Below are 25,788 nucleotides of genomic sequence, written 5' to 3' on the forward strand. Positions count from 1 at the left end.
GCCGATTAGTTAACTACGCCGATTAGTTAACGACTTAGTTGAGCGCACTTTTTGAATGAACTATTTTTTAGGACGCACAATGCAAGCCGCAGATTTTCCTGAGAATGAATACCAGCGCTTGGCGGCATTGCACGCTCTCCAGGTGCTTGACACACCCGCTGACAAAGCGTTTGACCGAATCACTCAGCTTGCTTGCGGCCTCTTTGACTTACCTATTGCGCTAGTTTCCCTCGTCGATGCAGAACGACAGTGGTTTAAGTCTCACCAAGGATTGACTACCAGCGAAACCTGCCGAGACCTATCGTTTTGTGCCCACGCGGTGGGGCTTAATGACATGCTGGTCGTCGAAAATGCACTCGATGATCTGCGCTTTGCGGACAATCCCCTCGTCACCGGCCCCCCGCACATTCGCTTTTATGCCGGACAGCCATTACAACTGGCCGATGATCTGCCCGTAGGTACGCTATGTTTAATTGATCGTCAGCCGCGCTCGTTTAGTCAGCGAGACCGAGGCATTTTAAAAAGCTTAGCTGGGCAAGTGGAAGAGTTGCTTCGCCAGCATCAAATACGTAGAGCCCTGGCTCAAACGACGCGCCGTTACGAGGCGCTGTTTAACGAAAGTGCCACCGGCATCGTGCGCATTGACCGCTCTGGTAGCGTGTTAAGTATTAATCCTTTTGCACTAACGATGCTGGGCTATCAGCAACACGAAGTAGTCGGTAACAATGTGTCGATGTTTACACCTGCATCGATCAACGCTCATCACGACAGCTTTCTTGCCAACTTTTTGGCGGGCAGCGAACCCAAGGTGATTGGCCGAGGCCGAGAAGTAGAAGCACTCCATAAAGACGGCCACTTGATACCCGTCCATCTTGCCGTCAACGCCATCCATAATGAGCAGGGAGATGTTGCTGAGTTTCTGGGTATTCTGACCAACTTAACTGATGTTTATAACGCCACACAGCAAATTCATAAAGAGCAAAGCCTGCTTAAAGTGCTTCATCAAGGCATTACGGACTATCAGGCACTAATGTCGGTTGAACAGTTGTGGACGTTTTTAATGGAAGCGCTGCGAGAACTCACTGATAGCGACTACGCCTTGATTGGGGAAGTGCTGCCTACCGATACCACCAATGCTCTCAAGATACATGCTATCACTGACCTCTCCTGGAGCGATGAATCCAGACTTCTGATGGAGCGTCTACGCAGCGGAGATATGACGCTAACCAACCCTAACTCACTCTTAGGGCGTGTCTTTGCCCATGGCGATGTCATCATGACTAACGACGTTTATCGCCATACCAAGCGCGGCGGCTTCCCACCAGGTCACCCTCGCTTAGACAACTACTTAGGCGTGCCGATTTTCAGCGGCGATAGCCTTATTGGCATGTTTGCCATCGCAAATAGTAAACAGCCATTAAACCAGACTCTTTTAGACTGGCTTCAACCTTTTACTGATACCTGCGCGCTACTCATTAACCTCTATCGCCAAATGGCCGAGCGCGAGCAAGTTACCTGCGATTTAGCAACCGCTCGTGATCAGGCAGAGCAAGCTAACAAGGCAAAAAGTGAGTTTCTCTCTTCAATGAGCCATGAATTGCGCACCCCTCTTAATGCGATTATCGGCTTTGCCCAACTGTTAGCAAAAGGCCGTCGTGATCCACTGAGTGAGAAGCAGCAACGCCAAGTAGGGCAAATCGAGAAGAGCGGTCAACACCTGTTAAGCCTGATTAATGAAGTACTTGATTTAGCGAGGATCGAAGCAGGACACATGACGCTTTCATTAGAGCCTATGCTAATCGAAAACGTATTGGATGATGCCTGCACAACGCTGGAAGCCAACATCGGAGCAGCCAATATTACGCTAACGCGTGATTCATTAGCGCTACCCTGCATGGTCATGGCGGATTACACGCGGGTTAAGCAAGTACTGCTTAATTTGCTTTCCAACGCGATTAAATACAATAGAGAAAACGGCACCATCCATGTAAATATTGAGCCGATTGGGAGCGAACTAAAAGTGAGCGTTATCGACTCTGGGCATGGTATTGCGCCAGAGCGCCAGCACGAGCTTTTTGAACCGTTTAACCGCCTGGATGCAGAGCACGGACCGATTGAAGGGACAGGCATTGGGTTAGCCATTACGCGTGAACTGGTAGAGCGGATGAAAGGGCGTCTCGGTGTTGATAGCCAACCAAGCAAAGGCTCCACCTTCTGGTTTACGCTGCCCATTACCGAACACCCGGCCGAACATGAAGCACCGCCTCATAGTAGCGTCGTGGGCACCTCAAGCGGTTCTCCCCGCGCATTCAACCTGCTTTATGTAGAAGATAATCCTGCTAATCAGCGGCTTATGGAAGATATTATTGATGACTTCCCGTCAATACAATTACGTGTCGTGGCAAGCGCTGAACTCAGCTTGGAGATAATGCGTCATTCGCCACCTGATCTCGTCCTAATGGATATCCATCTACCCGGAATGAGTGGTTTTCAAGCGCTCGACATTATGCAAAACGACCCCATGCTAAAGCAGATCGATGTCATAGCGTTATCTGCCAATGCGATGGAGCGAGACTTACATTATGGACTGGCGGCTGGGTTTGCGGACTACCTTACCAAGCCTATTGATATTGACAAATTGACCGTATCGCTAAATCGATTTATTACCATCGCACCAAGGACGGCGCTATGAGTCTGCTCCATAAACACCTCCTCGTGGTGGACGACAACAGTATTAACGTGGAGCTGCTATTGGACCTGCTTGACGACCATGGCTTTGAAAACACGCATGGTATAAGCGATCCACGCAAAGTGCTGGCGCACTGTCAGCAAACGTTGCCAGACCTGATCCTGCTTGATATTCGCATGCCTTACTTGGATGGGTACGCGGTTATCAATCAATTGCAAGCAGAGTTTGGTCACCATATCCCCCCAATTATTATACTCACCGCACAGATTGATGATGAAACGCGTCATCGCTCACTGAGCATGGGTGTGCGCGACTTCGTCACGAAACCGTTCAAACATGATGAGGTGCTACAGCGCATCCGCAATACATTAAGCGTTGAGCACCGTTATCAAATCCGCAATCAACAGGCAGACATACTTGAACGCATGGTGGCAAAGCGTACAAAAGAGCTAGATCGCCAGTCTCGTACCGACCCAATCACCCAACTAGCTAATCGCCGCGCACTGACTCAAATGCTTCGTGAAGCAGCAATGCGAGGCACGGGAACAGGGCTTCTCTTCATTGCGCTGGACCACCTAGACGACGTTATTAAGCTACATGGCTATGGCGTCGCTGATAAATTGATGGTTCATATCAGCCGTCAACTTTCGGCTAAACTCAGTCAGCAATGCCAAATAGGTTTGTGGGGAGGCAGTGAGATACTGGTGATTACTGCTCGCGCCGAACTCGAGGCGTTACGCCACTCCGCGGCGCAGCTATTGAGCTGCTTCGATCAAGACCAAGCGCTGGGCGACCTACTACTGCCTCTAAATGCGCGCATTGGCATTAGCTGGGCGGATGCCCATTTCGATATTGAACGCCTTGTGCATATGGCCGCCTTAGCGTTGCCGCAGAACGGTACGCTGCGCGTTCAATGCTATAACGAAACGCTGGAAGCGCAACAACGCCAGCGCCTGAATCTTCAGCAAGCTATTCGTGGTGCGACCGAACGGGGCGAGATGTCCCTGGCATTTCAACCAAAAGTTTCTCTGGCAACACAGCGTGTTATCGGAGCTGAAGCTCTCCTACGCTGGCACCACCCCGAGCTAGGCCATATTTCCCCAGGGGACTTTATTCCCCTTGCGGAAGCAAGTGGTGATATCCTCTCTATTGGTGAGTGGGTGCTTGAGAAAGCAATGCAGCATATCGTCGAATGGCGAATAAAAGGCCTGCTGGATGATGACTTCCATATTGCGGTGAACGTTGCAGCCCGCCAGTTGGCGCGCAAAGACTTTGCTCAGGCATTGCTTTCCAAGCTGGCTGAGCAAGAGATCCCTGAACGTTTTTTTGCACTGGAAGTTACTGAGTCAGGCTTATTAAGCGATATGCACAACGCACGCACGCAGTTGGCTCAGCTTGCTGAGATGAATATTGCCGTTGCGATCGACGATTTTGGCACTGGTCACTCTTCTCTCGCCTATGTTAAAACACTGCCCTTCTCTACCCTTAAAATAGATCGTGCCTTCGTCATGGATTTAGAGCACGACGCAGTAGACCGTCATTTAGCCCTTACCATTACTCAGCTTGCCCATGCCGTTGGGTGCGACGTAGTGGCAGAAGGTATTGAAACATCTGCCCAGGCGGACTACTTACGTTCTATTGGCTGTGAAGCGGCGCAAGGGTATTACTATGCGCGTCCGCTAACCGCCGACGCATTTTTTACGTGGTGCCTCGAATGGGCACCCAACGCCCAAAAAAATATTGCCATGGAGGCTGTTGATGGCGCATGACCTGCTTGACCGCTTACGCGAACGCTTAGAAGAATTAAACCGCTCAGAACGCAAAGTTGCCAATGTCATCCTGGAGGACCCAGCAGTAGCCACCAGCTTGAGCATTGCAAGCCTTGCCCAAGCGGCCAGCGTCAGCGAGCCTACGGTCAACCGGTTCTGCCGCAACTTCGGCGCCAAAGGCTACCCCGATTTTAAAATCAAACTTGCGCAGAGCCTCGCAGGCGGAACGCCCTATGTGACGCGAGCTGTCGAGCCCGGCGATACGGCAACGCAGTATACCCATAAGATTTTTGGCGCGACGATTGCCGCCCTGGACGAAGCCCAGCGTGAGGTCGATATGGCCGCCGTTGAGCGCATGGTTGATTATCTTACTCAAGCAAAACAGATCCATTTCTTTGGCTTAGGTGCCTCAGGTGCCGTCGCTCAGGATGCCCAGCACAAATTCTTTCGCTTTAACTTGCCCGTCATGGCCTATGTAGATGTACTGATGCAGCGCATGGTGGCTGCCGCTTGTCATACCGGTGACGTAGTGGTGATTATCTCGTACACAGGCCGCACCAGAGAACTGGTCGATATTGCACGCGTTGCTCGCGAAGCAGGCGCCGTGGTGCTGGGGATCACCGCCCCGAACTCCCCGCTTTCCTTGGAATGTACCTCGACTCTCGAAGTCGCCACCCCCGAGGACACCGACCACTATATGCCCATGACCTCGCGGATGATTCAACTAACGCTGATTGATGCCTTAGCCACTGGGGTTACACTCAGGCGCGGCGAAGACTTCCTACCGCACCTGAAGAAAATCAAAGATAGTCTGCGCGATACCCGCTTCCCTGTGGAAAAGACAGGTAAGTAATCAGTAAAACAGCTATCGCTGATACAGATAACTTAACTGCTGACGGCAGTGGTAACCGTAATTTCTACTTTTAACTCATCCGCAGGCAACGGCGCGCATACACAGGTGCGTGCCGGTGCATAGCCTTCGGGTACCCAGGCATCCCACACCTCGTTCATTGCAGCAAAATCATTACCGTCTTTAAGGTAGATTGTCGCGCTCAACAGCTGCTCTCGACTGGAGCCAATTTCTTTTAGCAAGGCATCAACCCGCGCCAGCATACTCTCGGTTTGCTCTTTAATTCCTTCGTAGCGTGCTTCAGGACCAGTTACCTGGCCACACAAATAGGCAACACCTTGATGAATAACAGCACGGCTCATACGGGCTTTTGTATCATGGCGCTGAATTGTCATGGCTCAATCTCCTAGGTAAGACAAAAAAAGCAGTGTAAACCGCCACCGCTTCGTTGCCTATGCCTTCTTCATCAAGCGCGCTCCGTAGGCACAGGCCGATGCTCGAAGACTCGCCGCAAAACAAAGCTGGTGTGGGCGCCAGTAACCCCTTCAATACGGTTGATCACGTGCAGTAAAAGATGCTGATAGTCGTCCATATCACGTACCAGTATCTTAAGCTGAAAATCCGCCGCTTGGCCGGTGATAATCAAACACTCAATCACGTTAGGAATTTTACGAATATGGCGTTCGAAGTTATCAAACCGTTCGGGGGTATGTTGATCCATTGAAATATGTAGCAACACCATCAGTTGATAGCCTAACTGTCGTGCATCAACATCGGCCCGGTATTGGGTAATTAACCCGTGCTCTTCTAACGCACGCACTCGGCGCAAGCAGGGGGATGGGGAAAGCCCTATACGCTCGGCTAACTCCTGATTACTAATCCGTCCCTCCTGCTGTAACACATTCAGAATATGGCGATCAAAGCGATCAAGCTCAAGCGGCACGACTGGCATAAAAAGCAGCTCCTACCAATAAAAACAAAATAATCGATATTTACTGCCAATTATTGGCGATATAACCACACTTTCGCAATAACCTTTCGCCTAACTTCAAGTAAACTGTATTGACTGTCACAAGCAGCCCCTACACGGTGCCTTACCCAGACACCTGTTAACGCGGCTTACGCCACAAGCGGCCGCCCAACTAACTCAATGCCTTCAGGAAACTCACCATGTCTGCTTTTGATCATCGCAAATACCGCCCTGCTCCGCGTGTTCCCGCCTTCAACCGCCAATGGCCTGACCGCGACCTAACTCAAGCGCCCATTTGGCTAAGTGAAGACCTACGCGATGGCAATCAGGCGCTATTAGAGCCGATGACGGTTGAGCAAAAGCAGCGCTTTTGGCAGCAGATTATTAAAGTGGGTATTAAAGAAGTGATGGTGGGCTTCCCCTCGGCTAGCCAACCAGACTACGACTTTGTCCGCTGGCTAATTGAAGAAGACCAAATTCCAGACGATGTCACTATTGCGGTACTCGTGCAGTGCCGTGAACACTTAATCGAGAAAACCTTTGCATCGCTGACGGGCGTCAAGCGCGCCATTATTCACCTGTATAACTCCACTTCGACCATCCAGCGCGAGCGGGTGTTTGAGATGGATCGAGCTGGCATTACCGATATTGCCGTGCAAGGCGCTACCTGGGTGAAGACCTATGCTGCCCAACACCCAGATGCTGACTGGCGTTTCCAATATTCGCCGGAAAGCTTCTCTAGCACTGAAATCGATTTTTCACTGGCCATCTGCGAAGCCGTGATGGATGTCTGGCAGCCAACGCCTGACAACAAATGCATCCTCAACTTGCCCACCACGGTTGAAGTTGCGGGGCCACATCATCATGCTGACCAGATTGAATACTTTTGCCAGCACATTAGCCGTCGCGACAGCGTGATTATTTCGGTACATACCCACAACGACCGCGGTGGCGCAGTCGCCTCAGCAGAATTGGCACTGTTGGCGGGAGCTGACCGCGTCGAAGGCACGTTACTGGGTAACGGCGAGCGCACCGGCAATATGGATATTGTCACCTTGGCGATGAACCTGTACAGCCAAGGCATCGACCCGCAGCTGGATCTTTCTAACCCGGACGAGATCGTTCAGGTGGTGCATGAGTGTACTGGTATTACTATGCATCCGCGCCATCCCTGGGTTGGCGAGATGGTGTATACCGCGTTTTCTGGCAGCCACCAGGATGCTATTCGTAAATCCCTCAAGCATCAAAAGCCCGACGAGCCGTGGCAAGTGGCTTATCTACCCATTGACCCGCATGATATTGGCCGCGACTACCAAGCCGTTATCCGGGTGAATAGCCAGTCTGGGAAAGGTGGCATGGCCTTTTTGTTGGAGCGAGACTACGGCATTAATTTACCGCGTTGGATGATGCTGGCCCTTGCCCCTTACGTGCAACAAGAGAGCGAGCGCCGCAACGGCGAGCTTTCTAGTGAAATCATTCGCCAAGTGATGTTTGATAATTTCACTCAGGATGCGCCACTGGCATTGGCCGATTACCGGCTATCAAAAGGCCAGCACGAGGGAATAGAAATAACCCTTTGGCAAGGCTCTGAAACACTGCGCTTGTCAGGTACCGGCAACGGCGCCATGTCATCCTTCACTGATGCCTGGAAGAAGCATTCAGGCAGCAATGTAGCCATTATTGACTACAGTGAGCACTCCTTGGGTGGCGACAGCGAAGCCAATGCGATTGCCTTTGTGCAGCTGAATATTGATGGACAACGACTTTGCGCTGTGGCCGAAGATAGTGACACCGTTAGCGCATCGCTGAAGGCGCTGCTGTCAGGCATTAATATGGCGCAGGCCACCAAGCAGCATCAGCAGGAAGGTGCGGATGTCGAAGTAGAAGCATAATCTTTCACAAGTCAGCGCAGAATCAGCACCGGCAAATGGGCATTGCGTAGCATGGCGGTCGTCGTGCTGCCAATCAGCAAGTGACGAATACGCGAATGCCCATAGGCACCCATGACCAACAGGTCAATACCGTGCTTCTGCTTATAAGCGCGCAAGGTTTCTTCCACTTCGCCAGCGCGAATTGCGCCTTCAGCGTGGTGGCCAGCAGACTCAAGAACATCAATTGCCCACTCAAGCTGTGATCGATTTTCTGCCGTCTCAGCGCCCACGATCACAGCATGGCAGGCAGCACCTTCAAAGAGCGGGCTTTTGGCCAGCATCTCAATGCCTTTGCGAGCCGTTTTGCTGCCATCAAACGCCATCATCACGTTTTTCGGCTGCGTAAACTGCTTAGGCACCATCAATAGTGGGCGATGCATCTCACGCACAACGCGTTCAAGGTTAGAGCCGAGATGGCCACTGGCTTGATGCGCAGTTTCGCCACGCTTGCCTAGTACCAGTAAGCGCATCTCCTTTTCGTTCTCAACCAAGGTCTCTACCAACGTTCCGTTACGCTGAAGGCAGAGTGGATCAGTAATACCAGCTTCGATTGCGCGAGCTTTTGCCGCATCGAGCATATAGCGCCCCTGCTCACGGGCAACTTTCGCGCGCTGTTCTTCAATATCAGAAAGCTTTTCAAGCAGATGCTCTCGGGTCCCTAAGCCTAAATTACCGGTTAGATCAGGTTCTGCCACCTGGGCGTGGTTATCGAGGGTATGAATAAAGCTTAATGGCGCACCAAGTGCCTTGGCGGCCCAGACAGCATAATCACAGATACTTTCTGAATACTGAGATCCATCAATAGCGGCGAACACGCGATCAGACATAAAAGCGACTCCTTGAGCGGGTGCGTTAAGATTTTATTATTCTCATTCTTTTTTACACGAACTTATTGACCAGCGACACCTTAACGCGTTCTTTGTGTTCATCCCTATCGTTATGGGGTAGGTGGTACACTTAGCAGCCTATCAACGCGGCCAGTTAAAGGAGTTACGATGGGGCATGGTATCGCGAGCATGCTGTTGGTAGCACTTGGCGGCGCATTGGGCGGCATGGGTCGCTATGCCGTTTCTAACCTTATGGCCCACCTGCTGGGCAAAGCCTTCCCTTGGGGTACCTTACTGGTGAATGCCAGCGGTGCGTTTATAGCGGGCGGACTTCTTGGTTACTACGGCGTGCCAACCACACAGCCGCTGTGGCTATTTACTGTTGCAGGCTTGCTAGGTGGCTACACCACCGTTTCTTCATTTAGCTTACAAACTATTGAGCTGTGGCAAAGCGGCCAAGCGCTGCGTGCCGCCTTAAATATTGCTGCTACCCTAGTGCTCGGCATGGTGATGGCCATGCTCGGTTGGCTGTTAGCTAAGGGGTTGTTGCTATGAACTGGCGAGCTTACCTAGCCGTCGGGATTGGTAGTGGGCTTGGCAGTGCACTTCGCTACGGGGTATCTCTCGTGTCTTTGGCAGCATTTGGTGGCTATTTCCCCTGGGGCACGCTGCTGGTTAACGTGCTGGGTTCTGGGATCATCGGTTGGATTGCCGCTACCGCCTCACGTTTTCCTAACGGCAAGCTTGCGCACTGGCAGCCGCTGTTAGTGGCCGGTTTTTGCGGCGGCTTTACCACGTTTTCACTCTTTAGCCTGGAAACATTGCACCTTATTCAACAGGGGCTTTCTGGGCTAGCGCTGCTTTATGTACTTATCAGCCTACCGCTTTGGTTACTGGTGGCCTGGCTAGGAGAACGCATAGCGCTTTCTCGTCTATAACCGTAGGTATTTCATGCGCGAGCAGTTAGAGCGACAACAGTCTTGGCTTTACCTGGGATTTATCTGCTTAGGGCTTACGTTGGGTCTGATAGTTCCCTTACTAGCGTCATCACTTGAACAGCTGCTATGGCCGCTCCTCGGCATACTGCTCTACGCCACTTTTACTCAAATACCGCTATTACATATCAAGCAAAGCGTTACCGATAAACGCTTTATGGCAGCGCTGCTGATTGGCAACTTCATTATCATTCCTGCGCTACTCGGAGTGTTGGTGCTAGGTCTTTTAGTAGTGGGGCTACCACTTCCCCCATCGGTAATGGCTGGTGTTTTGCTAGTGCTACTGATGCCCTGCACAGACTGGTTTATTACCTTCACGCACTTAGGCAAAGGCGATGCCGCCCGCGCGGTTGCGGCAACGCCACTGCTGCTGCTCATCCAAATGGTCGCATTGCCCGTTTATCTGTGGCTATTTTTAGGCGACGAGTGGTTTCAGTTAACCTTTTCTGCAGACCTTCTCAGCGCATTTGCGGGGCTAATGTTACTGCCCCTAGGTTTGGCATGGCTGACGGAATTAGCTGCCCAGCGCTACCATGTCATTAACCAAGCCTCTGGGTATCTCGGCTATCTACCAATACCGCTACTTGCGCTGGTGGTGCTAGTCATTGCCGCGTCACAGGTGAATAGCGTGCTAGGGCTTAGCCATGTGCTGTGGCAGGTTATGTTTATCTTTATCGGCTTTTTAGTCATCGCTGGGTTGTTGGGTAAAACGTTAGGCAGTCTATTCAAACTACCGCCTGCCAGCGCCCGAACACTTGCATTTAGTTTTGGCACACGCAATTCGTTTGTCATGTTGCCCATTGCGCTTACCCTGCCCAATGGCTGGCAAGCCGCGGTAGTTGTTATTGTTTTTCAATCGCTAGTGGAGTTATTTGGCATGATAGCGTTGATACGCTGGGTGCCCGGCAAGCTAATTCCGAGCCAGCTATAAAAAACGCCGGCCCCTTAGCGTGGCGACCGACGTTAAAGCGTACGTATTGATTAACGCAATATCAGTACAGGAATTCGGCTACCGCGTAACATCGCCGTGGTGGTACTGCCGACCAGCAAGTGGCGAATACGCGAGTGGCCATAAGCGCCCATCACTAGAAGGTCGATCGCATGCTCCTTCTCGTACGCTTGCAAGGTGTCGTCTACCTCACCAGAACGGATGGCGCCTTCGGCTTGGTGGCCAGCATCGCGTAGCGTAGTCAACGCCCAATCAAGCTCGCTGCGATGCTCAGCGGTTTCAGCACCCACAATCAGCACATGGCATTCGGTACCGGTAAATAACGGAGAACGCGCCAGCATCTCCACCCCTTTACGGGCAGTTTTGCTACCGTCAAACGCAATCAGCACCCTTTCAGGCTGCTTAAAGGCTTTGGGCACCATGAGAATTGGGCGATGCATTTCACGCACCACACGCTCAAGGTTTGAACCTAAGTGGCCGCTGGCATGGTGAGCGGTTTCACCACGCTTGCCTACCACCAACAAACGTATGTCTTTCTCTAGCTCTACCAAGGTTTCGACCAGCGTGCCGTTAAGCTGGCGAATAATGGGATCAACGACCCCATCTTCTACTGCTCGTGCCTTGGCAGCTTCCAGCATAAGCTTGCCTTGTTCACGATTTACCTTAGCGCGCTGTTCATCAAGCTCAGAAAGCTCTTTCATCAATCGCTCGCGGGCACCAAATCTTAGGTTACCCGACAAATTTTGCTCTGCTGGCACGTCAGAATGATTATCCACCACATGCACAAAGCTAAGCGGCGCATTTAATGCCAAGCTTGCCCAAGCGGCGTAGTCACAGACGCTTTCTGCATACTGGGAGCCGTCAATCGCGGCGAGTACGTGTTCAGTCATATCGCTCTCCTTGCGGTGGTTAGTGGCCGCCCATTAGCTTTTCAACCGCTTCAGGGTCGTTGTGTACCGCGTAGCGGTCGACGACAGTGGCACTGGCTGCGCTCAAGCCCACCAGTTCGACCTCAGTACCTTCACGACGGAATTTAATCACCACGCGGTCCAGGGCTTGAACGGCGGTAATATCCCAGAAGTGGGCGCGGGAAAGGTTGATGGTGACCTTATCGATGCTCTCTTTAAAATCGAAGGCCGCAATAAAACGCTCAGAAGAGGCAAAGAACACTTGGCCAACCACTTGGTATTCACGCTCTTTACCGGGCTCTACTTCTTTCGAGCCGATATACATGATGTTGCCGACTTTGTTAGCAAAGAACATCGCCGCCAGCAGTACACCTACAAAGACACCAATTGCTAAATTGTGCGTCCCCACAGTCACCGCCACTGTGGCTAGCATAACGATATTGGTACTCATCGGATGTTTCTTAAGGTCACGAATCGACTCCCAGCTAAAGGTGCCAATCGATACCATAATCATCACCGCTACCAGCGCTGCCATAGGAATCTGCGAGACCCAATCCGCGAGGAAGACCACCATCAACAACAGAACAACACCAGCGATAAGCGTTGAGAGCCTAGTCCGGCCACCGGATTTTATGTTGATGACTGACTGACCAATCATTGCACAGCCTGCCATACCGCCCAGTAAACCCGATCCGATATTAGCGATACCCTGACCTTTACACTCACGGTTTTTATCGCTGGGTGTATCCGTTAAGTCATCAACAATAGTGGCTGTCATCATAGATTCAAGAAGGCCCACCACCGCCAGCATGATGGCGTAGGGAAAGATGATCATTAGCGTTTCTAAATTAAGTGGCACGCTAGGCCATAAGAACATTGGCAGTGTATCGGGCAGTTCGCCCATATCACCTACCGTGCGTATATCTATGCCGCTTACCATATACACCCCGGTAAGCACCACGATGCATACCAGAGGAGAAGGAACCGACTTTCCAATCGCCGGCAAGTACGGGAAGAGATAGATAATGCCTAAGCCTGCTAGCGTCATGGCATACACATGCCACGTCACATTAGTTAACTCGGGCAGTTGCGCCATGAAGATTAATATCGCTAGCGCATTCACGAACCCGGTGACCACCGAACGGGATACAAAACGCATCAGCTCTGCAAGTTTTAAGTAGCCTGCGATAATTTGTAATACCCCAGTCAATAGCGTGGCCGCCAGTAAGTACTCCAGGCCATGTTCACGAACTAAAGTAACCATCAGTAGCGCCATCGCACCGGTAGCTGCTGAAATCATACCTGGACGACCACCAGTAAAGGCGATCACTACCGCGATACAAAATGAGGCGTATAGGCCCACTTTGGGGTCAACGCCCGCAATAATCGAAAATGCAATCGCTTCAGGAATTAGCGCTAGGGCAACGACGATGCCTGAGAGCGTGTCGCCTTTGACGTTAGAGAACCACTCTTGCTTACTGAAAAGTGCCATTCAGGGAGTCCATAGTTGAAGGTGAAACACTACGCACTACCGCCACACCGAGGTGAAGCGAGAACGCGCAATTAAGCGAATAGGTTGTCAAAACAGTGCTGCATCACGAAGATACGGGGCAGCATCAATAGCCAATGAACGGCCATAGGATGCACAAGCGCCGACAAAACGCGATAGGCGTCATGGCGCTTATATAAAGGAGGGAATTACTTAGGGCGGAGTCATCAGCCCAGAAAAGATGTGAGTAAATGCAGTCATAAGTAATATTCTGTACGGTTGCAATAAGCAAGATGCGACAAAGCGCAGCATTCTAACAGCATCACAGTCGCATTGCATCTCACGCCACTCTGGTAGCCCACACCGTGATACGCGCTGACACGCCCCCACCTCTACTTAGGCAGGGTGACCTCGCGACTGATTGTGGCGTACCATTGCGCCACCAGAAACGATGACAATTGCCAACGTTTTATGTTGAAGCGGCACACATAGCCACGTGCCGAATATGCCCGCCAAAGAGGAGAAGTAGATGATGAGTCAGTCAATTGCGGTGATTAAAGGCGACGGTATCGGCCCAGAAATTATGGATGCCACCCTGCGCGTGCTTGATGCGCTGGAGTGCGGTCTGAATTATGAGTTTATCGATGCTGGCCTGGCGGCGCTTGAAAAACACGGTACGCTGATTCCTCAAGAGTCGCTTGATGCCATCGAGAAGTACGGTATTGCCCTGAAAGGCCCGCTGACCACCCCTATTGGCAAAGGTTTCTCCTCCATCAATGTGCAACTGCGTCGTCATTTTGACTTGTACGCTAACGTGCGCCCTGCGATTAGCTTCCCCGGTACGCGTTCGCGTTACAGCGATATCGATATGATTACCGTGCGGGAAAACACCGAAGGCGCCTACCTCTCTGATGGCCAAGAGATGATTGACGATGGCAATACCGGCATTTCAGTCATCAAGGTAACCCGCCAGGGTTCCGAACGCATTGTGCGCTATGCGTTTGAGCTAGCCAAAAATAACGGCCGTAAGAAAGTCACCGCTGTACATAAAGCTAACATCATTAAAACCAGCTCTGGCCTGTTTTTGGATGTCGCTCGGGAAGTCGCCAAAGAGTATCCCGAGATCGAATTCCAGGAAATGATTGTAGATAACGCCTGCATGCAGCTAGTGATGAATCCGCACCAGTTCGATGTCGTTGTCACCACCAACCTGTTTGGCGATATTCTTTCTGACCTATGTGCAGGGCTAGTTGGCGGATTAGGTCTAGCGCCCGGTGCTAACATCGGCGAAAAGGCTGCTATTTTTGAAGCAGTTCACGGTTCAGCACCGGATATTGCCGGACAAAAAATCGCCAACCCTTGCGCCCTGCTACTAGCAGCCGCCCAAATGCTTGACCATTTAGGCATGAACGAAAAAGGCGACGCGATTCGTCACGGAATTCGCGCGGTGTTGGAGACACGCCGCGATATGGTGACACCCGACATGGGCGGCACCGGCACAACCGATACATTTGCCCAAGCGCTCGTAGAGCACTTAACCGCTTAACTGTTTAGGTGCTTCTCCCGTCACCGCAACGCATCTTACGCGGTGATGGGATCCTTGAGCTTTAAGCCTGACTTTTCTTAGCTTAGGGACGCTCATATTGCCTATCTCCTCACAGCAAGCTGCCGAACACTTCAGACATATCCGCCCCCGCCTGCTTGCATTTGCACGCTTGCAGCTTAGGGAGAGTGCTGCCGCTGAAGATGCCGTTCAGGAAACGTTGCTCACCGCGTTTGAAAAAACCAGTTCATTTGAAGGGCGCTCAGAATTTGAAACCTGGGTATTTGGCATCTTGAAATTTAAGATACTTGACCATCTGCGCCAGCAGAAAAAACAGGGGCGCTGGCAGCCGCTAAATGACTCAATCGACGAGGACACGTTAGACCGACTATTCAAATCAAATGGGCATTGGCAGCCCAGCGCCCGCCCGCACGACTGGGGAGAACCTGAGCATATTTTAGAGAATCAGCGCTTCTGGCAAGTGTTCGATGCTTGTTTAATAGCGCTACCTGACAGTATCGCACGCGTATTTACCTTACGAGAGCTGATGGGATTATCGACACAGGATATTTGTAAGGAACTCGACATAACAGAAACTAACTGTTGGGTTATCTTACACCGAGCACGGCTAAGGTTAAGAGCCTGTTTGGATAACGGCTGGATTCAGTAGGAGCCAATAAAGATGCTAATGTGCCGTGAAGCAACGCGTTTGATGTCACTTAAACAAGATAGAGCACTCACCTTTCGCGAACGTACTGCACTACGCATACATCTCTCTATGTGCAGCGCCTGCCGCGCCTGTGCCCGCCAATTTGACCTGCTTCACAAAATTGGTGAGCACCACCCTGCTGCACCCAAAAGCTCAACAGACAGCGGTAGTCATTATGAGCCTCGCTAGCGCTTTCCCCATCAAAGCAACAGTACTAGCGAGCCTGTTTTTTAGCCCGTTATTGCTCACAACCGCTAGCGGGCAAGAGATACGCTTTACACCTAACCAAATCATGACCTGGCCTACCCGAAGCTTCGAAGGCGAAACACGCTATTCCATTGTTGAGAAATCAGGCCAACGAGTGCTTGAAGCCAATGCTCAGGGCCAGGCCTCTGCACGCTACCTGGAACGCGATATTGACTTAAATGAAACGCCCTACCTTCACTGGTGCTGGCAAGTAGACTCAATCTATCCGGGCGTTGATGAAACTACGAAAGCGGGCGATGACTATCCAGCACGGGTTTATGTGGCGCGTAAGACGGGGATTCTTCCCTGGCAGGTCGAATCGGTTAACTATGTCTGGTCCTCTACCCAACCTCAGGGTGCCTCGTGGCCAAATGCCTTTACTGACCGAGCACAACTGATGGCGCTGCAAAGTGGCAATAGCGCGGTTGGGGAGTGGGTGGCAGAAGTACGCGATGTCCGTGCTGACTACCAAGCTCTTTTTGGCAACGCTCCTAGCCAAGTCAACGGTATCGCCTTAATGAGTGATGGTGATAATACAGGCGGCAACGCCACTGCGTGGTTTACCCAACTAGGCTTTTCTAGCCTTAGCACTCCCCCTACATGTCCCCAATAGTCAAATAAGGCTAGCATACTACTTATTTGTACAAAACCATTACAAACAGAGTGCCTTTTATCAAGATCTGATCTACTATCACCCTATTCTCGGTGACAACAGACTAGATTCAAGGGACTACCAATGCTCGCATATTTCGCTTCTGACGCCTTACGTAGCGCCCTAACCCAACATACTGCGTGTATCTATTTTTCATCGGAAGGCATTATCCAAGAGGCTAGTGAGCAGTTTTTAGCCTCTATGGGTTACTTATTAGCTGATATTAAGGGGCAGCATCACCGTATTTTTTGTTTTCCTGAAGAAACGTCTAACCGTCAATATGATGATTTTTGGAAATCACTTGCAGCAGGTGTAAGCCAACAGGGGCGTTTTCGGCGCATGAACGCACTTGGCGAAGAGGTATGGCTTGAGGCCACCTATTTACCGATCAAGAACCGTCGTGGCAACGTTGTACAGATTTTAAAAGTAGCCACTGACGTGACCAAAGAGCACCAAAACGCCGCTAGCGAACGTTTCATTCTTCAAGCCCTAAATAGCTCAATGGCAGTCATTGAATTCACAACTGACGGCTTTATTCTGGATGCCAATACTAATTTTGAACAAGTAATGGGGTATCCTCTGCACAAACTTCGTGGCGAACATCATCGACTGTTCTGCGATAATGATTTTTACCGAGAACACTCAGATTTCTGGCAACGCTTAAGTCAAGGGGAATATAAGCAGGGTAAGTTCTTACGCCGAAATGCCAAAGGAGGCGCCGTTTGGCTGGAAGCTACTTATAACCCTATTTTTGATGACGAGGGTAAGGTGGTAAAGGTCGTTAAGTTTGCTACCGATATCACTCAAGCAATGCTGGCAACTGAAGCGGCTAAAGCCACAGTAAGCAGCGCTCAAGCATCGTCTAGCCAAACCGAGCGAATTGCTCAAAATGGGTTAACCCACTTGCAAACGGTGCTTTCTGACTCACAACATGCCGCCCATGCGCTCAACGAAGCACAGCAACTAATCACTGCACTAAACCAACAAGCGGAACAGATTAACAAAATTACTGCATCAATCGCGCAAATTGCCAGCCAAACAAACTTGCTTTCATTAAATGCCGCGGTGGAAGCCGCAAGAGCAGGTGAACAGGGCCGTGGATTTGCGGTTGTAGCAAATGAAGTACGCCAATTAGCCAAAGGATCAAGTGAAGCGGTGAGCGAAATCACTCGAGTTCTAAAAGAAAATAATGCACTTGTCGCCCGCACCACTCAGGCAATGCAGCAAGTGGTCAAGCAAGGTGAAAGCAGTCAAACGAGTGTTAAAGAAATAGAGTCAATTGTGAGCGAAATTTTGCAAGGCGCGCAGAATGTTTCTCACTCTATCGAACGACTCTCTTTAGCACCTTCTTAAGAAGAAAACTCGCCATGTTCATGGCGAGTTTTTTTAGTCTTAAAACAAGGTAGCGTTAACTTATTAGCGCAATTTCGTTTTACGCAGGTACGGCAGAACAGCGTCAAATTCACCGAACTTCTGCTTGGCATCTTCATCAGAAACGCTCGGCGGAATAATAACGTCCTGACCAACTGTCCAGTCAGCAGGCGTTGCAACACCATGTTTTGCCGTAGCTTGCAGTGCATCCAGCGCACGCAGAATTTCTGCGAAATTACGGCCTACCGTCATCGGGTAGGTCATCGATAGTTTCAACTGCTTATCCGGCCCGATAATGAACACCGAGCGTACCGTTGCGCTATCGGCAGGGGTGCGGCCATCTGGCAGATAAGCATCTTCTGGCAGCATATCGAACAGCTTGGAAACCTTTAGGCCTTCATCGGCAATAATGGGAAAGCCAACCGTATTGCCGCAAACTTTCTCGATATCGCTTGCCCAGCGTTTGTGGTCTTCAACGCCATCCACAGAGACGCCAATGACTTTGGTGCCGCGCTTTTCCCATTCGGGGCTCAGCGTTGCCACTGCGCCGAATTCTGTGGTGCAGACCGGGGTGAAATCTTTAGGATGAGAAAAGAGGATCGCCCAGCTATCGCCGATCCAGTCGTGAAAATGAATCGGGCCTTGGCTAGTTTCTGCTTCGAAATCAGGCACTACCGCATTGATACGTAATGACATCGTTCCTCCTCATTAGGGTCAAGTGACCTTAATACCTTATATGACTTTCAACACCTTCACTATAGAACGTTTAGCGCTATAGCAGTGAAACATTTGCTCTGCTCAATCCAGCGATTTGACGTCTTTCTCTTCCCGCTTGATGCGCTTTACCCAGCGCTGTTTTGCATAGTGGCGCAAGTTCGCCACACTGTCGGTTTCATCGACAATATCTTGACCTAATATCGTCTCAATGATGTCTTCTAGGGTGATAAGGCCCACAAAGGTGCCGTGTTCATCATAAACCACCCGCATGTGCAAGTGATCCTTTAACATTGATGTAAACACCTGCTCGACATTGTTCGATACGTCGACACTGCCAATCGGATGCATCAGCTCGCGCATAGTTTTGGCATCATCGGCGTGATACATATCGGCCTTGTGGACATAACCAAATGCCTGCTCACCGTTATCCATCACAGGGAAACGAGTGAATGGCATTTTGCCATACTGCTCGTCAAACTCCTTAACCGTCATGTTAGGCAATACCGTTTCACAGACAGTACGGGGCGTCATCGCTTTATTAACCGCAATTTCATGCAAATTCAACATGTTAATAATGGTGCGTGACTCATCCGCATCCAACACTTTCTCTTCTAAACCTACCCGCGCCAACACTTTAATTTCATCGCGCAGGTCAACATCATGCTCTGACTTCCCTAAACGGCGCGTAATCTGTTCGGACATCCAGATAAACGGCAGCAACCCAATGATCATTGGGTTCAGTAACCGTGGCAACACCGGTGATAGGCCTCGCCAATAGGTAGCACCAATCGTTTTGGGAATGATTTCAGAAAGAATTAAAATCAGCATGGTCATGACGGCAGACACAATGGCGATAGATGCTTCGCCAAACACGACCGCGGCCTGCGCCCCTACTGCCGTTGCACCGACCGTATGTGCAATAGTGTTAAGGGTTAAGATCGCGGCCAACGGCCGATCAATATTGGTTTTTAGCTTCGTCAGCGCGGCATGAAGCTTGGGATTATCTTCTTTTTGCTTGGCGATATAGCTTGGCGTAATAGACAGCAACGCTGCTTCAAGGATAGAGCACAGAAAAGAGAACGCGATTGAAAGGGTAGCAATCGTGATAAGAAGGAACATGGGAGCTCATAGTGATGGATGATGCATCGTATATAAGGTCACGACTGCTTGGTGTCAATGCGTAAACACATCTTTATTTTCTTACAGCCAGCTAACCTCATTTCTCATGAACATTTCTCACCACTGCCATTCACTTCTCGCCACTGCATCGTGGGCATGTAAACTTTCTGCGTGAACTACCTTTAGCTGGAAGCCTGAAATATCAGCCATCCTACTAAGCGCTCCGTCCAGACGTTTGGCTGCATCTTCGCAGAACATCAGATTCTGACCATTGGCGAGCGCAAATGCCTGCTCATCAATACGTTTAACAGCTGTCTGTAACGCTGTCCCCAGGGCGTTCTCAATACGCTCAATAAGGTCGGCAAGCGGAATAACATCGTTTCCTGCCAGCCGTATGGAACAGTGGGCAACACTGCGCTGACTATGTGGAGTGGCGAGTACGCCTTCCTCGCTGCCTAGCCACGCAAGTACGGCCTGCTTGGTTAAGGGGATCTCTTCAAAATCTTCCACAAACGCTTGCTGGATTAGCTGTCTTGCTAATGCCGCTGAGCAGGGGCAAGTTGAGGAGTAACCAACGGATACGTCTAGCTCTACCTTGAAACCTGACGGTGTGAGCTGGCTGTGCAGTGTAAACGGATAGCCTTTCCAACCTGACAAAGGGCTGATCAGCGCGTCACGTTTAAGTAATACCTCCCCACTGAACGTTAGGTAAGCATTTTCTGATAATGCTTGGTGACTCTCTAAAAAAGCAGCAAGAACACGATGAATTAACGTGGGCGTTAGCGTCTGGTGCTCTAATGCATCCAATGCGGTATATAGCCGTGACATGTGGATACCACGAGCACCGGCTTCTTCAAGGCTAACGCCCGCTGACACATTGGCGTTCACTTGGCTCCCCGCCAGCTGTACTGGCAACGCAATACCTTCCATACCAACCCAGGAAAGCGTGCCCGGTAAACGGGCAGGTTGTTGGGCAATATCGGGTAAAGTAAAAGCCGTCATTGAATTGCCTCGTTCGTTGATGAGTTAGCTGATGAGTTAAAGGGTGTAAAATAACGATAAAGCTGCGCCACAGTGGCAGGCGCGACATTTTGAGTAATGAAGACAAACCGAGAAATGCGGTCATTAACACACTGCTTCGGCAGAGGCGTCGGCGGATGGAAAATGTGCTGAACGCCGTGCAGTGCGAGCGGTTCATCACGATCGGTAAGGTGAACAATCGCTTTAATGCGTAGCATCTTCTCGCCCATCAACGACATCAATAGATCCAGCCAGTTTTCCAAAGCGTCTGGGGTAATTAATCCCTCAACGCAAAAACAAAACGTATTGATATTCTCCCCATGCCGAGTCAGCGTTGGCTGGCTAGTGGGCTGCACAAAAGCAGCGTTACTGTCGCCCTGCTGCTCCCCCTCGTGCTTAACATCTTCAGCATGGATAACGCTGTAATGTGCTGACTTCAGCCACTGCTCTACCTGGTATCGTTGAGAATCCCGACGAAAGAGCCCTGCGCCTACCAATAACTCGGGCGAAAGATTACCGTTCACTACCTGCCACTGTTCTGCTGCCGGATTGATGGACGCCAGTTGGTTAGCCAGTGGTGTTAGGCGGACTTCGTCGACCAGGTCAGTTTTGGTGATGAGCAATCGGTCTGCTATCGCTATCTGGCGCTGTGACTCACGATGCGCCTGCAACGTTGCCTCTCCGTTCGCGGCATCAACACAGCACACCACGCTATCCAACTGGAAACGGTGGGCAAGCCAATGATCGGTCATTAACAGCTGTAAAATAGGGGCGGGATCGGCCAGTCCTGTGGTTTCAATCACAACACGGGAAGGTGCTGGTTTTCCCTCTGCCAACAGCGAATCAATAGCCTGCTTTAGCGTACGGCTTAAGTCCCCCCTCAATGTGCAGCACAAACAGCCGCTGCTCATCTCCACCACCGCTTGCTCATCACTCTGGGTAATCAACTGATGATCTAGCCCAATATCACCAAACTCATTAATTACGATCAGCGTGTTTTGCATTGACGCTTGGCGTACCCAACGATTGAGTAACGTTGTCTTACCGCTCCCTAAAAAACCGGTCAGTACGTTAACCGGTGTCAGCGTGGAGAACTGCATCACTCCCCCCGTGCCTTGCGGAAATGGTGCTCTTTACGCTCCTGGCGCTCCCTTGCCTCAATGCAAAGCTTTGCCGTGGGACGAAAAAGTAGCCGTGGGAGACCAATGGGCTCGCCAGTTTCTTCACAGAAGCCGTATTCACCATTTTCGATACGCTGTAAGGCTGCATCAATATTAGTGATCAACCGACTTTCGCGATCTGCTTGGCGAAGTGACAACCGCAGTTCCTCCTCAAACGAGGCCTGATCAGCCTCGTCGCTATCTCTCTCATGGGAGGCGATAGCCGTTTTCACCTCGTTTAAATGCGCCTCAAGCTCCGCACGTTCGTTCAAAAGCCGCTGACGGAAAAACGCAAGCTGTACGGCATTCATGTACTCGTCTGCTGATGAGGCCAACAGCAAAGCCTCCTCAGCTTTTTTTGCATCTAGGAATTCAGCGCCACTGTCTGCTCTGGCAGTTACTGACTGAGTGATATCGGGTTGCAATGTATAGCCTCCTATTGATAAAAACGTTATAACATAACAAATAGAGCTCTGCGACCTAACCTTTCTCAATGCTAATGCACTGCTAAACGTAACAGGAGACCTACATGCCCACCCCACACTCTCATCAAGCAGCATCCTGGCCGCTACCACAACACGCCGCACGGGATACCGACATCAGCGTGCTTCCGCGTATATTTGAAGAGCAGATTAACATCGCTATTCTGCAACGCGCTCTGCCCGCCGATGTGGCGCTTAGCGCAAACGCACAGAGCCAAACATCGCGAGACTGGCAGTATGCATGGCTTGGCAGTCCTACAGATGACTTTAAAAATGACTTGCGTCGAAAGCTCCCAGAGCCCTCAGCAGGAGATGCGTTGGTTGACGATATCGCAACCATTGCTGAAGCCATCGCATTCCTGTTTGATACCGACACTGTTGGCATTCGTCTACGCTTATTAACAGCGGCGATGTGCCCACGTTTTCACTGCGACAACTTGCCGGTACGTTTATTGACCACCTATGTCGGCCCAGGCAGCGAGTGGTTGCCTGAAAATGCGATTAACCGCGCAGGGCTAGGTGCGCCAACGCCTGATCGCCCCGAGATTATCAACGACCCAACTGCCATTCAGCGTTTGCTGGCTGGTGACATCGCGTTGCTAAAAGGCAGCGGTTGGGTGGGCTGTGAAGAACATGGCTTAGTGCACCGCAGCCCCTCTTTGGAGGCAGGTCAAAAGCGGCTATTGCTAACGATAGACCCCGCTTGATCGACTTACCCCTGTCACTAATTCGTCACTCCCACCTGATAGGGTTTACCGAATTAAATCGCTTACAGGAATGGTCATGCATAACAAACTACTGCTTGCAGGTGTTATAAGCATCTCGATGTTAACCTCTACGGCGCATGCGGAGTCATTAGGCAATCTAGCCTTTTCTGAAACAACGCCCTATACCTCAGACATGACCCTAAAAGATGATTTCACCATTGTCGGTGATGTCGATTTAATGGCGATGGATGCCATTAATAGCAATGGTTATGCCAACGCCATTATCGAAATACCAACTGGCACATCTGCCAAATGGGAAGTTAGCAAAGAAGACCTGAACGCGGTTTATTGGGAATATAAAGACGGCGAGCCGCGCGTTGTAAATTACCTGGGTTATCCCGGCAATTATGGCGCCATCCCGGGTACCGCCTTGCCCAAAGAACTAGGCGGTGACGGTGACCCACTAGATGTCATCGTATTAGGCCAAGCATTACCGCGCGGTGAAGTCGTTGATGTACGTGTTATTGGCGTTTTAAAAATGTTAGACGACGGTGAGCAAGACGACAAACTGGTGGCGGTGCTTACCCAGGATTCACCATTTGCCCATATTGAAAGCATGCAGCAACTCGATAGTGAGTTCCCTGGTGTTAGCCAGATTGTTGATATCTGGTTCGCGAATTACAAAGGCCCTGACGGTGGTATGGAAGGTCTAGGGTTTGAAGACGCCGAGTCTGCATTAGCCGTACTAGAAGCAGCTGCTGAGAATTTTTCAGCCACGCAATAATCTGATTAAATCAAACCGTCGTATTTTAAATCGCTTAAACATCACTGCTCGATTGATAGAGCAGTGATGTTCATACCTTCCCCATGCTTAACGTTATTGGGCGTTTTCCATTGGTTAATGGACTAACACTAAAACGCCCCCAATAAGGAGGCGTATTACCGATATTACGTGCTTACCGTTTAAGCAAATACTTCGGTCCACTCACTGCGCTTAGCCAGCAAGCCTTTGGCTAGCTTCTGGGCACCTTCCAGGCTGTGGCTGGCGGCCCAGCCGCACTGCATCTCATTACAGGCGGGCACTTCCGTGGCGGTCAGTACATCGTTGAGCGTTTGCTCGATAATGCTTAGCACGCCGTCATAATCGTCGTGGTTAATCATCGCGATGTAAAAACCGGTTTGGCAACCCATCGGGCTAATATCAACCACTTTATCGGTGTGATTACGCGACATTTCAGCCATCAGATGCTCCAGGGAGTGCAGCGCAGGCATCTCCATGTGCTCTTTGTTAGGCTGGCAAATACGCAGATCATACTTGTGGATACGGTCGCCATTTTGGCCTTCTTTAATATCGGCCAAACGCACGTAAGGTGCTTTTACCTTGGTATGGTCCAAGTTAAAGCTTTCGACGTTCATTTTCTTTTCAGTCATGTTGGCTCCGTCATCTAGGTACAACGCTTACTTATTCTACACCGTTACCGTTTTTCACACCTTGGGAGCGTCGAAATTCCACGGCTCGTCGGTATAAACACACACGTTGGCATCTTCAATATCGCCGTCGGGTGACTCGACGTGCTTAGCGAAAAAATCTTGTATCTCTTTGCGCTGACAATGGGCCTCAAACTCTTCTCGGCTGGCCCAGATTTCATGAAACACGATCGGGTAGCTGGTGCCCTGGGCAAACGGATTGTCGATTTGCCGAGTCACAGTGTAGTGAATACAAGCATCTTCGCGATGGGTGTTTGGTTCTAATGATTGCAGCGCTTTAAATACCGCTTCTTCTTTTCCAGCTTTGGGCTTAAAGCTGGCGATACAATAAATTTTATCCGACATGGTCATATCCTAAGCGGTTAAGTTGGCACCATTATGCGGCTTGTCGGTGTGGGTTAACAACCTAACGGCTCATTCGTTCGGCCAGCATTTCCAAATCTGGCACTGTCATATCCGGCTCTCCACCCCAAGGGTCGAACGGCGCATCAGGGTGGCGGCGCACCCAGGCGCTATGTAAACCTGCATGCGTTGCTCCAATCACATCAAAAGGATTGCTGGAAATCAGCCAGGTATGTTCTGGGCGTGCTTCTAAACGTTCGCGTAAGTAGGCGTATACTGCAGGATCAGGCTTGAAGCGCTTAACGTCATCAACACTTACCACCGCATCCATGTGGTTTTCCACGCCCGCGCGGGCCAGTAGCTTAATTACAGCTTCTTGAGTGCCGTTAGAAAATGCCACACAGCGAATTCCAGCATCACGTAGTTGGTCTAGGGCAGGCACCACATCTGGGAATGCAGGTAACTCCGCATAAACCGCCATTAAGTGGTCATGATCGTTATCAGAAAGACCGATTTGCATCGCACGATCAGTGAACACTAATGCCTCCCGGATGCACTCCGAAAACGGCACATAAGCCCCCATCAAACCATGGCGAAAGCTGTATTCCAGCTGTTTTTCCCGCCAGCGCTTAGCAAAATCCCCAGCTTTGGCTGCGTCACTTAGGCGGCGCTCCAGCTCAACCGTTACCCCTTGGGTATCAATGAGCGTGCCGTATACATCAAAAGCAAGTACCGGTTGCATGATAACTCCTAGCCTGATGGATCGGATAATGGTGGGAGATAGATGATCTCATGCATTTAGCATAGCTGCCCTCTTCAAAAACAAAAACGCCGCTGCGATAGGCAGCGGCGTTT

General features: G+C 50.7%; 27 protein-coding genes. 14 read left to right on the forward strand and 13 right to left on the reverse strand.

From position 1 onward, the window contains the following. Positions 1–79 precede the first annotated feature (79 nt). From ACN06F_RS13870 to ACN06F_RS13880, 3 genes are read left to right on the forward strand one after another with little or no spacing between them, the layout of a single operon-like run. Positions 80–2,692, forward strand: a complete 2,613-nt coding sequence (locus ACN06F_RS13870; RefSeq protein ID WP_433924112.1) for an ATP-binding protein — start codon at positions 80–82, stop codon at positions 2,690–2,692. Next, positions 2,689–4,458 carry an EAL domain-containing response regulator gene (locus tag ACN06F_RS13875; protein WP_038477684.1) on the forward strand — a complete coding sequence of 590 codons (1,770 nt, stop codon included), beginning with the start codon at positions 2,689–2,691 and terminating at the stop codon, positions 4,456–4,458. The genes ACN06F_RS13870 and ACN06F_RS13875 overlap by 4 nt, the downstream gene beginning before the upstream one ends. After that, a complete protein-coding gene (locus ACN06F_RS13880) occupies positions 4,448–5,311 on the forward strand; it encodes a MurR/RpiR family transcriptional regulator (RefSeq protein WP_193061764.1) in 864 nt (287 codons plus the stop codon). Before ACN06F_RS13875 ends, ACN06F_RS13880 begins: the two co-directional genes overlap by 11 nt. 32 nt (positions 5,312–5,343) lie before the next feature. Here the strand turns inward: ACN06F_RS13880 and ACN06F_RS13885 are convergent, their stop codons facing one another. Both ACN06F_RS13885 and ACN06F_RS13890 read right to left on the reverse strand, forming a co-directional pair. Further along, positions 5,344–5,703 carry a RidA family protein gene (locus ACN06F_RS13885; protein ID WP_083006765.1) on the reverse strand — a complete coding sequence of 120 codons (360 nt, stop codon included), beginning with the start codon at positions 5,701–5,703 and terminating at the stop codon, positions 5,344–5,346. A gap of 71 nt (positions 5,704–5,774) precedes the next feature. After that, positions 5,775–6,260: an Lrp/AsnC family transcriptional regulator gene (locus ACN06F_RS13890; protein WP_083006767.1), complete on the reverse strand. Its 486-nt coding sequence runs from the start codon at positions 6,258–6,260 to the stop codon at positions 5,775–5,777. Positions 6,261–6,478: 218 nt separating this feature from the next. On the opposite strand from ACN06F_RS13890, the gene ACN06F_RS13895 reads away from it, so the two are divergent. Next, complete coding sequence (locus ACN06F_RS13895; protein WP_433924113.1) at positions 6,479–8,170, forward strand: 2-isopropylmalate synthase; 1,692 nt, start codon at positions 6,479–6,481, stop codon at positions 8,168–8,170. Between the two features lie 11 nt (positions 8,171–8,181). Here ACN06F_RS13895 and ACN06F_RS13900 read toward each other — a convergent pair whose 3' ends face one another. After that, entirely contained in the window at positions 8,182–9,036 is an 855-nt protein-coding gene (locus ACN06F_RS13900) for a universal stress protein (RefSeq protein ID WP_038477699.1), read from the reverse strand. A 168-nt stretch (positions 9,037–9,204) separates the two neighbouring features. Between ACN06F_RS13900 and crcB (ACN06F_RS13905) the strand changes: the two genes are divergently transcribed. From crcB (ACN06F_RS13905) to ACN06F_RS13915, 3 genes are read left to right on the forward strand one after another with little or no spacing between them, the layout of a single operon-like run. After that, complete coding sequence (gene crcB, locus ACN06F_RS13905) at positions 9,205–9,591, forward strand: fluoride efflux transporter CrcB (protein ID WP_433924114.1); 387 nt, start codon at positions 9,205–9,207, stop codon at positions 9,589–9,591. Beyond that, a complete protein-coding gene (crcB, locus tag ACN06F_RS13910; RefSeq protein WP_433924115.1) occupies positions 9,588–9,974 on the forward strand; it encodes a fluoride efflux transporter CrcB in 387 nt (128 codons plus the stop codon). Before crcB (ACN06F_RS13905) ends, crcB (ACN06F_RS13910) begins: the two co-directional genes overlap by 4 nt. Positions 9,975–9,987: 13 nt before the next feature. After that, positions 9,988–10,962, forward strand: coding sequence for an arsenic resistance protein (locus tag ACN06F_RS13915; RefSeq protein WP_433924116.1), 975 nt, complete (start codon positions 9,988–9,990; stop codon positions 10,960–10,962). Positions 10,963–11,012: 50 nt separating this feature from the next. On the opposite strand, the gene ACN06F_RS13920 is transcribed toward ACN06F_RS13915, so the two are convergent. Together ACN06F_RS13920 and ACN06F_RS13925 are read right to left on the reverse strand one after the other, a co-directional pair. Further along, on the reverse strand, positions 11,013–11,870 hold the full coding sequence (locus ACN06F_RS13920; protein WP_198348942.1) for a universal stress protein: 858 nt from the start codon (positions 11,868–11,870) through the stop codon (positions 11,013–11,015). 19 nt (positions 11,871–11,889) lie between these two features. Continuing rightward, complete coding sequence (locus tag ACN06F_RS13925; protein WP_433924117.1) at positions 11,890–13,380, reverse strand: SulP family inorganic anion transporter; 1,491 nt, start codon at positions 13,378–13,380, stop codon at positions 11,890–11,892. A 529-nt stretch (positions 13,381–13,909) separates the two neighbouring features. Here ACN06F_RS13925 and ACN06F_RS13930 point away from each other — a divergent pair. The 5 genes from ACN06F_RS13930 to ACN06F_RS13950 all read left to right on the forward strand — a co-directional run bounded on the left by ACN06F_RS13930 (position 13,910) and on the right by ACN06F_RS13950 (position 17,880). Continuing rightward, on the forward strand, positions 13,910–14,923 hold the full coding sequence (locus ACN06F_RS13930; RefSeq protein ID WP_038486203.1) for an isocitrate dehydrogenase: 1,014 nt from the start codon (positions 13,910–13,912) through the stop codon (positions 14,921–14,923). A gap of 97 nt (positions 14,924–15,020) precedes the next feature. Continuing rightward, positions 15,021–15,590 (forward strand): sigma-70 family RNA polymerase sigma factor, encoded by a 570-nt coding sequence (locus ACN06F_RS13935; RefSeq protein ID WP_038477716.1) that lies wholly within the window; start codon positions 15,021–15,023, stop codon positions 15,588–15,590. A gap of 18 nt (positions 15,591–15,608) precedes the next feature. Continuing rightward, a complete protein-coding gene (locus ACN06F_RS13940) occupies positions 15,609–15,818 on the forward strand; it encodes a zf-HC2 domain-containing protein (RefSeq protein ID WP_267900592.1) in 210 nt (69 codons plus the stop codon). Then, positions 15,805–16,488, forward strand: coding sequence for a DUF3047 domain-containing protein (locus ACN06F_RS13945; RefSeq protein WP_038477722.1), 684 nt, complete (start codon positions 15,805–15,807; stop codon positions 16,486–16,488). Before ACN06F_RS13940 ends, ACN06F_RS13945 begins: the two co-directional genes overlap by 14 nt. A 123-nt stretch (positions 16,489–16,611) precedes the next feature. Then, a complete protein-coding gene (locus ACN06F_RS13950; protein WP_433924118.1) occupies positions 16,612–17,880 on the forward strand; it encodes a methyl-accepting chemotaxis protein in 1,269 nt (422 codons plus the stop codon). Positions 17,881–17,943: 63 nt separating this feature from the next. Here the strand turns inward: ACN06F_RS13950 and ACN06F_RS13955 are convergent, their stop codons facing one another. The 5 genes from ACN06F_RS13955 to dksA all read right to left on the reverse strand — a co-directional run bounded on the left by ACN06F_RS13955 (position 17,944) and on the right by dksA (position 22,339). Beyond that, positions 17,944–18,594, reverse strand: a complete 651-nt coding sequence (locus ACN06F_RS13955) for a peroxiredoxin (RefSeq protein WP_038477728.1) — start codon at positions 18,592–18,594, stop codon at positions 17,944–17,946. A gap of 102 nt (positions 18,595–18,696) precedes the next feature. After that, complete coding sequence (locus tag ACN06F_RS13960; RefSeq protein WP_038477731.1) at positions 18,697–19,734, reverse strand: CNNM domain-containing protein; 1,038 nt, start codon at positions 19,732–19,734, stop codon at positions 18,697–18,699. Positions 19,735–19,851: 117 nt separating this feature from the next. Continuing rightward, a complete protein-coding gene (gene folE2, locus ACN06F_RS13965; protein ID WP_433924119.1) occupies positions 19,852–20,736 on the reverse strand; it encodes a GTP cyclohydrolase FolE2 in 885 nt (294 codons plus the stop codon). After that, a complete protein-coding gene (locus ACN06F_RS13970; RefSeq protein WP_433924120.1) occupies positions 20,733–21,854 on the reverse strand; it encodes a CobW family GTP-binding protein in 1,122 nt (373 codons plus the stop codon). Before ACN06F_RS13970 ends, folE2 begins: the two co-directional genes overlap by 4 nt. Then, positions 21,854–22,339 carry an RNA polymerase-binding protein DksA gene (gene dksA / locus ACN06F_RS13975; RefSeq protein ID WP_433924121.1) on the reverse strand — a complete coding sequence of 162 codons (486 nt, stop codon included), beginning with the start codon at positions 22,337–22,339 and terminating at the stop codon, positions 21,854–21,856. The genes ACN06F_RS13970 and dksA overlap by 1 nt, the downstream gene beginning before the upstream one ends. Positions 22,340–22,443: 104 nt before the next feature. Between dksA and ACN06F_RS13980 the strand changes: the two genes are divergently transcribed. Further along, complete coding sequence (locus tag ACN06F_RS13980; protein ID WP_433924122.1) at positions 22,444–23,103, forward strand: DUF1826 domain-containing protein; 660 nt, start codon at positions 22,444–22,446, stop codon at positions 23,101–23,103. 76 nt (positions 23,104–23,179) lie between these two features. Further along, the gene (locus ACN06F_RS13985; RefSeq protein ID WP_433924123.1) at positions 23,180–23,887 is read left to right on the forward strand and encodes an inorganic diphosphatase; all 708 of its coding nucleotides are present in this window, start codon (positions 23,180–23,182) and stop codon (positions 23,885–23,887) included. A 179-nt stretch (positions 23,888–24,066) separates the two neighbouring features. Here the strand turns inward: ACN06F_RS13985 and ACN06F_RS13990 are convergent, their stop codons facing one another. From ACN06F_RS13990 to ACN06F_RS14000, 3 genes are all read right to left on the reverse strand, one after another. Next, the gene (locus ACN06F_RS13990) at positions 24,067–24,534 is read right to left on the reverse strand and encodes an S-ribosylhomocysteine lyase (protein WP_009721376.1); all 468 of its coding nucleotides are present in this window, start codon (positions 24,532–24,534) and stop codon (positions 24,067–24,069) included. Between the two features lie 54 nt (positions 24,535–24,588). Then, positions 24,589–24,936 carry a putative quinol monooxygenase gene (locus ACN06F_RS13995; RefSeq protein WP_433924124.1) on the reverse strand — a complete coding sequence of 116 codons (348 nt, stop codon included), beginning with the start codon at positions 24,934–24,936 and terminating at the stop codon, positions 24,589–24,591. Between the two features lie 61 nt (positions 24,937–24,997). After that, a complete protein-coding gene (locus ACN06F_RS14000; RefSeq protein WP_433924125.1) occupies positions 24,998–25,675 on the reverse strand; it encodes a haloacid dehalogenase type II in 678 nt (225 codons plus the stop codon). Positions 25,676–25,788 lie beyond the last annotated feature (113 nt).

Origin of the sequence: Vreelandella sp. 21, from assembly GCF_050995515.1 — a bacterium.
Classification (GTDB): domain Bacteria; phylum Pseudomonadota; class Gammaproteobacteria; order Pseudomonadales; family Halomonadaceae; genus Vreelandella; species Vreelandella alkaliphila.

What these genes read in the sequence shown, in the direction of transcription:
- ACN06F_RS13870 (WP_433924112.1), top strand. Translation starts at nt 80, where the DNA reads ATGCAAGCCGCAGATTTTCCTGAGAATGAATACCAGCGCTTGGCGGCA.
- ACN06F_RS13875 (WP_038477684.1), top strand. Translation starts at nt 2,689, where the DNA reads ATGAGTCTGCTCCATAAACACCTCCTCGTGGTGGACGACAACAGTATT.
- ACN06F_RS13880 (WP_193061764.1), top strand. Translation starts at nt 4,448, where the DNA reads ATGGCGCATGACCTGCTTGACCGCTTACGCGAACGCTTAGAAGAATTA.
- ACN06F_RS13885 (WP_083006765.1), bottom strand. Translation starts at nt 5,703, where the DNA reads ATGACAATTCAGCGCCATGATACAAAAGCCCGTATGAGCCGTGCTGTT.
- ACN06F_RS13890 (WP_083006767.1), bottom strand. Translation starts at nt 6,260, where the DNA reads ATGCCAGTCGTGCCGCTTGAGCTTGATCGCTTTGATCGCCATATTCTG.
- ACN06F_RS13895 (WP_433924113.1), top strand. Translation starts at nt 6,479, where the DNA reads ATGTCTGCTTTTGATCATCGCAAATACCGCCCTGCTCCGCGTGTTCCC.
- ACN06F_RS13900 (WP_038477699.1), bottom strand. Translation starts at nt 9,036, where the DNA reads ATGTCTGATCGCGTGTTCGCCGCTATTGATGGATCTCAGTATTCAGAA.
- crcB (WP_433924114.1), top strand. Translation starts at nt 9,205, where the DNA reads ATGGGGCATGGTATCGCGAGCATGCTGTTGGTAGCACTTGGCGGCGCA.
- crcB (WP_433924115.1), top strand. Translation starts at nt 9,588, where the DNA reads ATGAACTGGCGAGCTTACCTAGCCGTCGGGATTGGTAGTGGGCTTGGC.
- ACN06F_RS13915 (WP_433924116.1), top strand. Translation starts at nt 9,988, where the DNA reads ATGCGCGAGCAGTTAGAGCGACAACAGTCTTGGCTTTACCTGGGATTT.
- ACN06F_RS13920 (WP_198348942.1), bottom strand. Translation starts at nt 11,870, where the DNA reads ATGACTGAACACGTACTCGCCGCGATTGACGGCTCCCAGTATGCAGAA.
- ACN06F_RS13925 (WP_433924117.1), bottom strand. Translation starts at nt 13,380, where the DNA reads ATGGCACTTTTCAGTAAGCAAGAGTGGTTCTCTAACGTCAAAGGCGAC.
- ACN06F_RS13930 (WP_038486203.1), top strand. Translation starts at nt 13,910, where the DNA reads ATGAGTCAGTCAATTGCGGTGATTAAAGGCGACGGTATCGGCCCAGAA.
- ACN06F_RS13940 (WP_267900592.1), top strand. Translation starts at nt 15,609, where the DNA reads ATGTGCCGTGAAGCAACGCGTTTGATGTCACTTAAACAAGATAGAGCA.
- ACN06F_RS13945 (WP_038477722.1), top strand. Translation starts at nt 15,805, where the DNA reads ATGAGCCTCGCTAGCGCTTTCCCCATCAAAGCAACAGTACTAGCGAGC.
- ACN06F_RS13950 (WP_433924118.1), top strand. Translation starts at nt 16,612, where the DNA reads ATGCTCGCATATTTCGCTTCTGACGCCTTACGTAGCGCCCTAACCCAA.
- ACN06F_RS13955 (WP_038477728.1), bottom strand. Translation starts at nt 18,594, where the DNA reads ATGTCATTACGTATCAATGCGGTAGTGCCTGATTTCGAAGCAGAAACT.
- ACN06F_RS13960 (WP_038477731.1), bottom strand. Translation starts at nt 19,734, where the DNA reads ATGTTCCTTCTTATCACGATTGCTACCCTTTCAATCGCGTTCTCTTTT.
- folE2 (WP_433924119.1), bottom strand. Translation starts at nt 20,736, where the DNA reads ATGACGGCTTTTACTTTACCCGATATTGCCCAACAACCTGCCCGTTTA.
- ACN06F_RS13970 (WP_433924120.1), bottom strand. Translation starts at nt 21,854, where the DNA reads ATGCAGTTCTCCACGCTGACACCGGTTAACGTACTGACCGGTTTTTTA.
- ACN06F_RS13980 (WP_433924122.1), top strand. Translation starts at nt 22,444, where the DNA reads ATGCCCACCCCACACTCTCATCAAGCAGCATCCTGGCCGCTACCACAA.
- ACN06F_RS13985 (WP_433924123.1), top strand. Translation starts at nt 23,180, where the DNA reads ATGCATAACAAACTACTGCTTGCAGGTGTTATAAGCATCTCGATGTTA.
- ACN06F_RS13990 (WP_009721376.1), bottom strand. Translation starts at nt 24,534, where the DNA reads ATGACTGAAAAGAAAATGAACGTCGAAAGCTTTAACTTGGACCATACC.
- ACN06F_RS13995 (WP_433924124.1), bottom strand. Translation starts at nt 24,936, where the DNA reads ATGTCGGATAAAATTTATTGTATCGCCAGCTTTAAGCCCAAAGCTGGA.
- ACN06F_RS14000 (WP_433924125.1), bottom strand. Translation starts at nt 25,675, where the DNA reads ATGCAACCGGTACTTGCTTTTGATGTATACGGCACGCTCATTGATACC.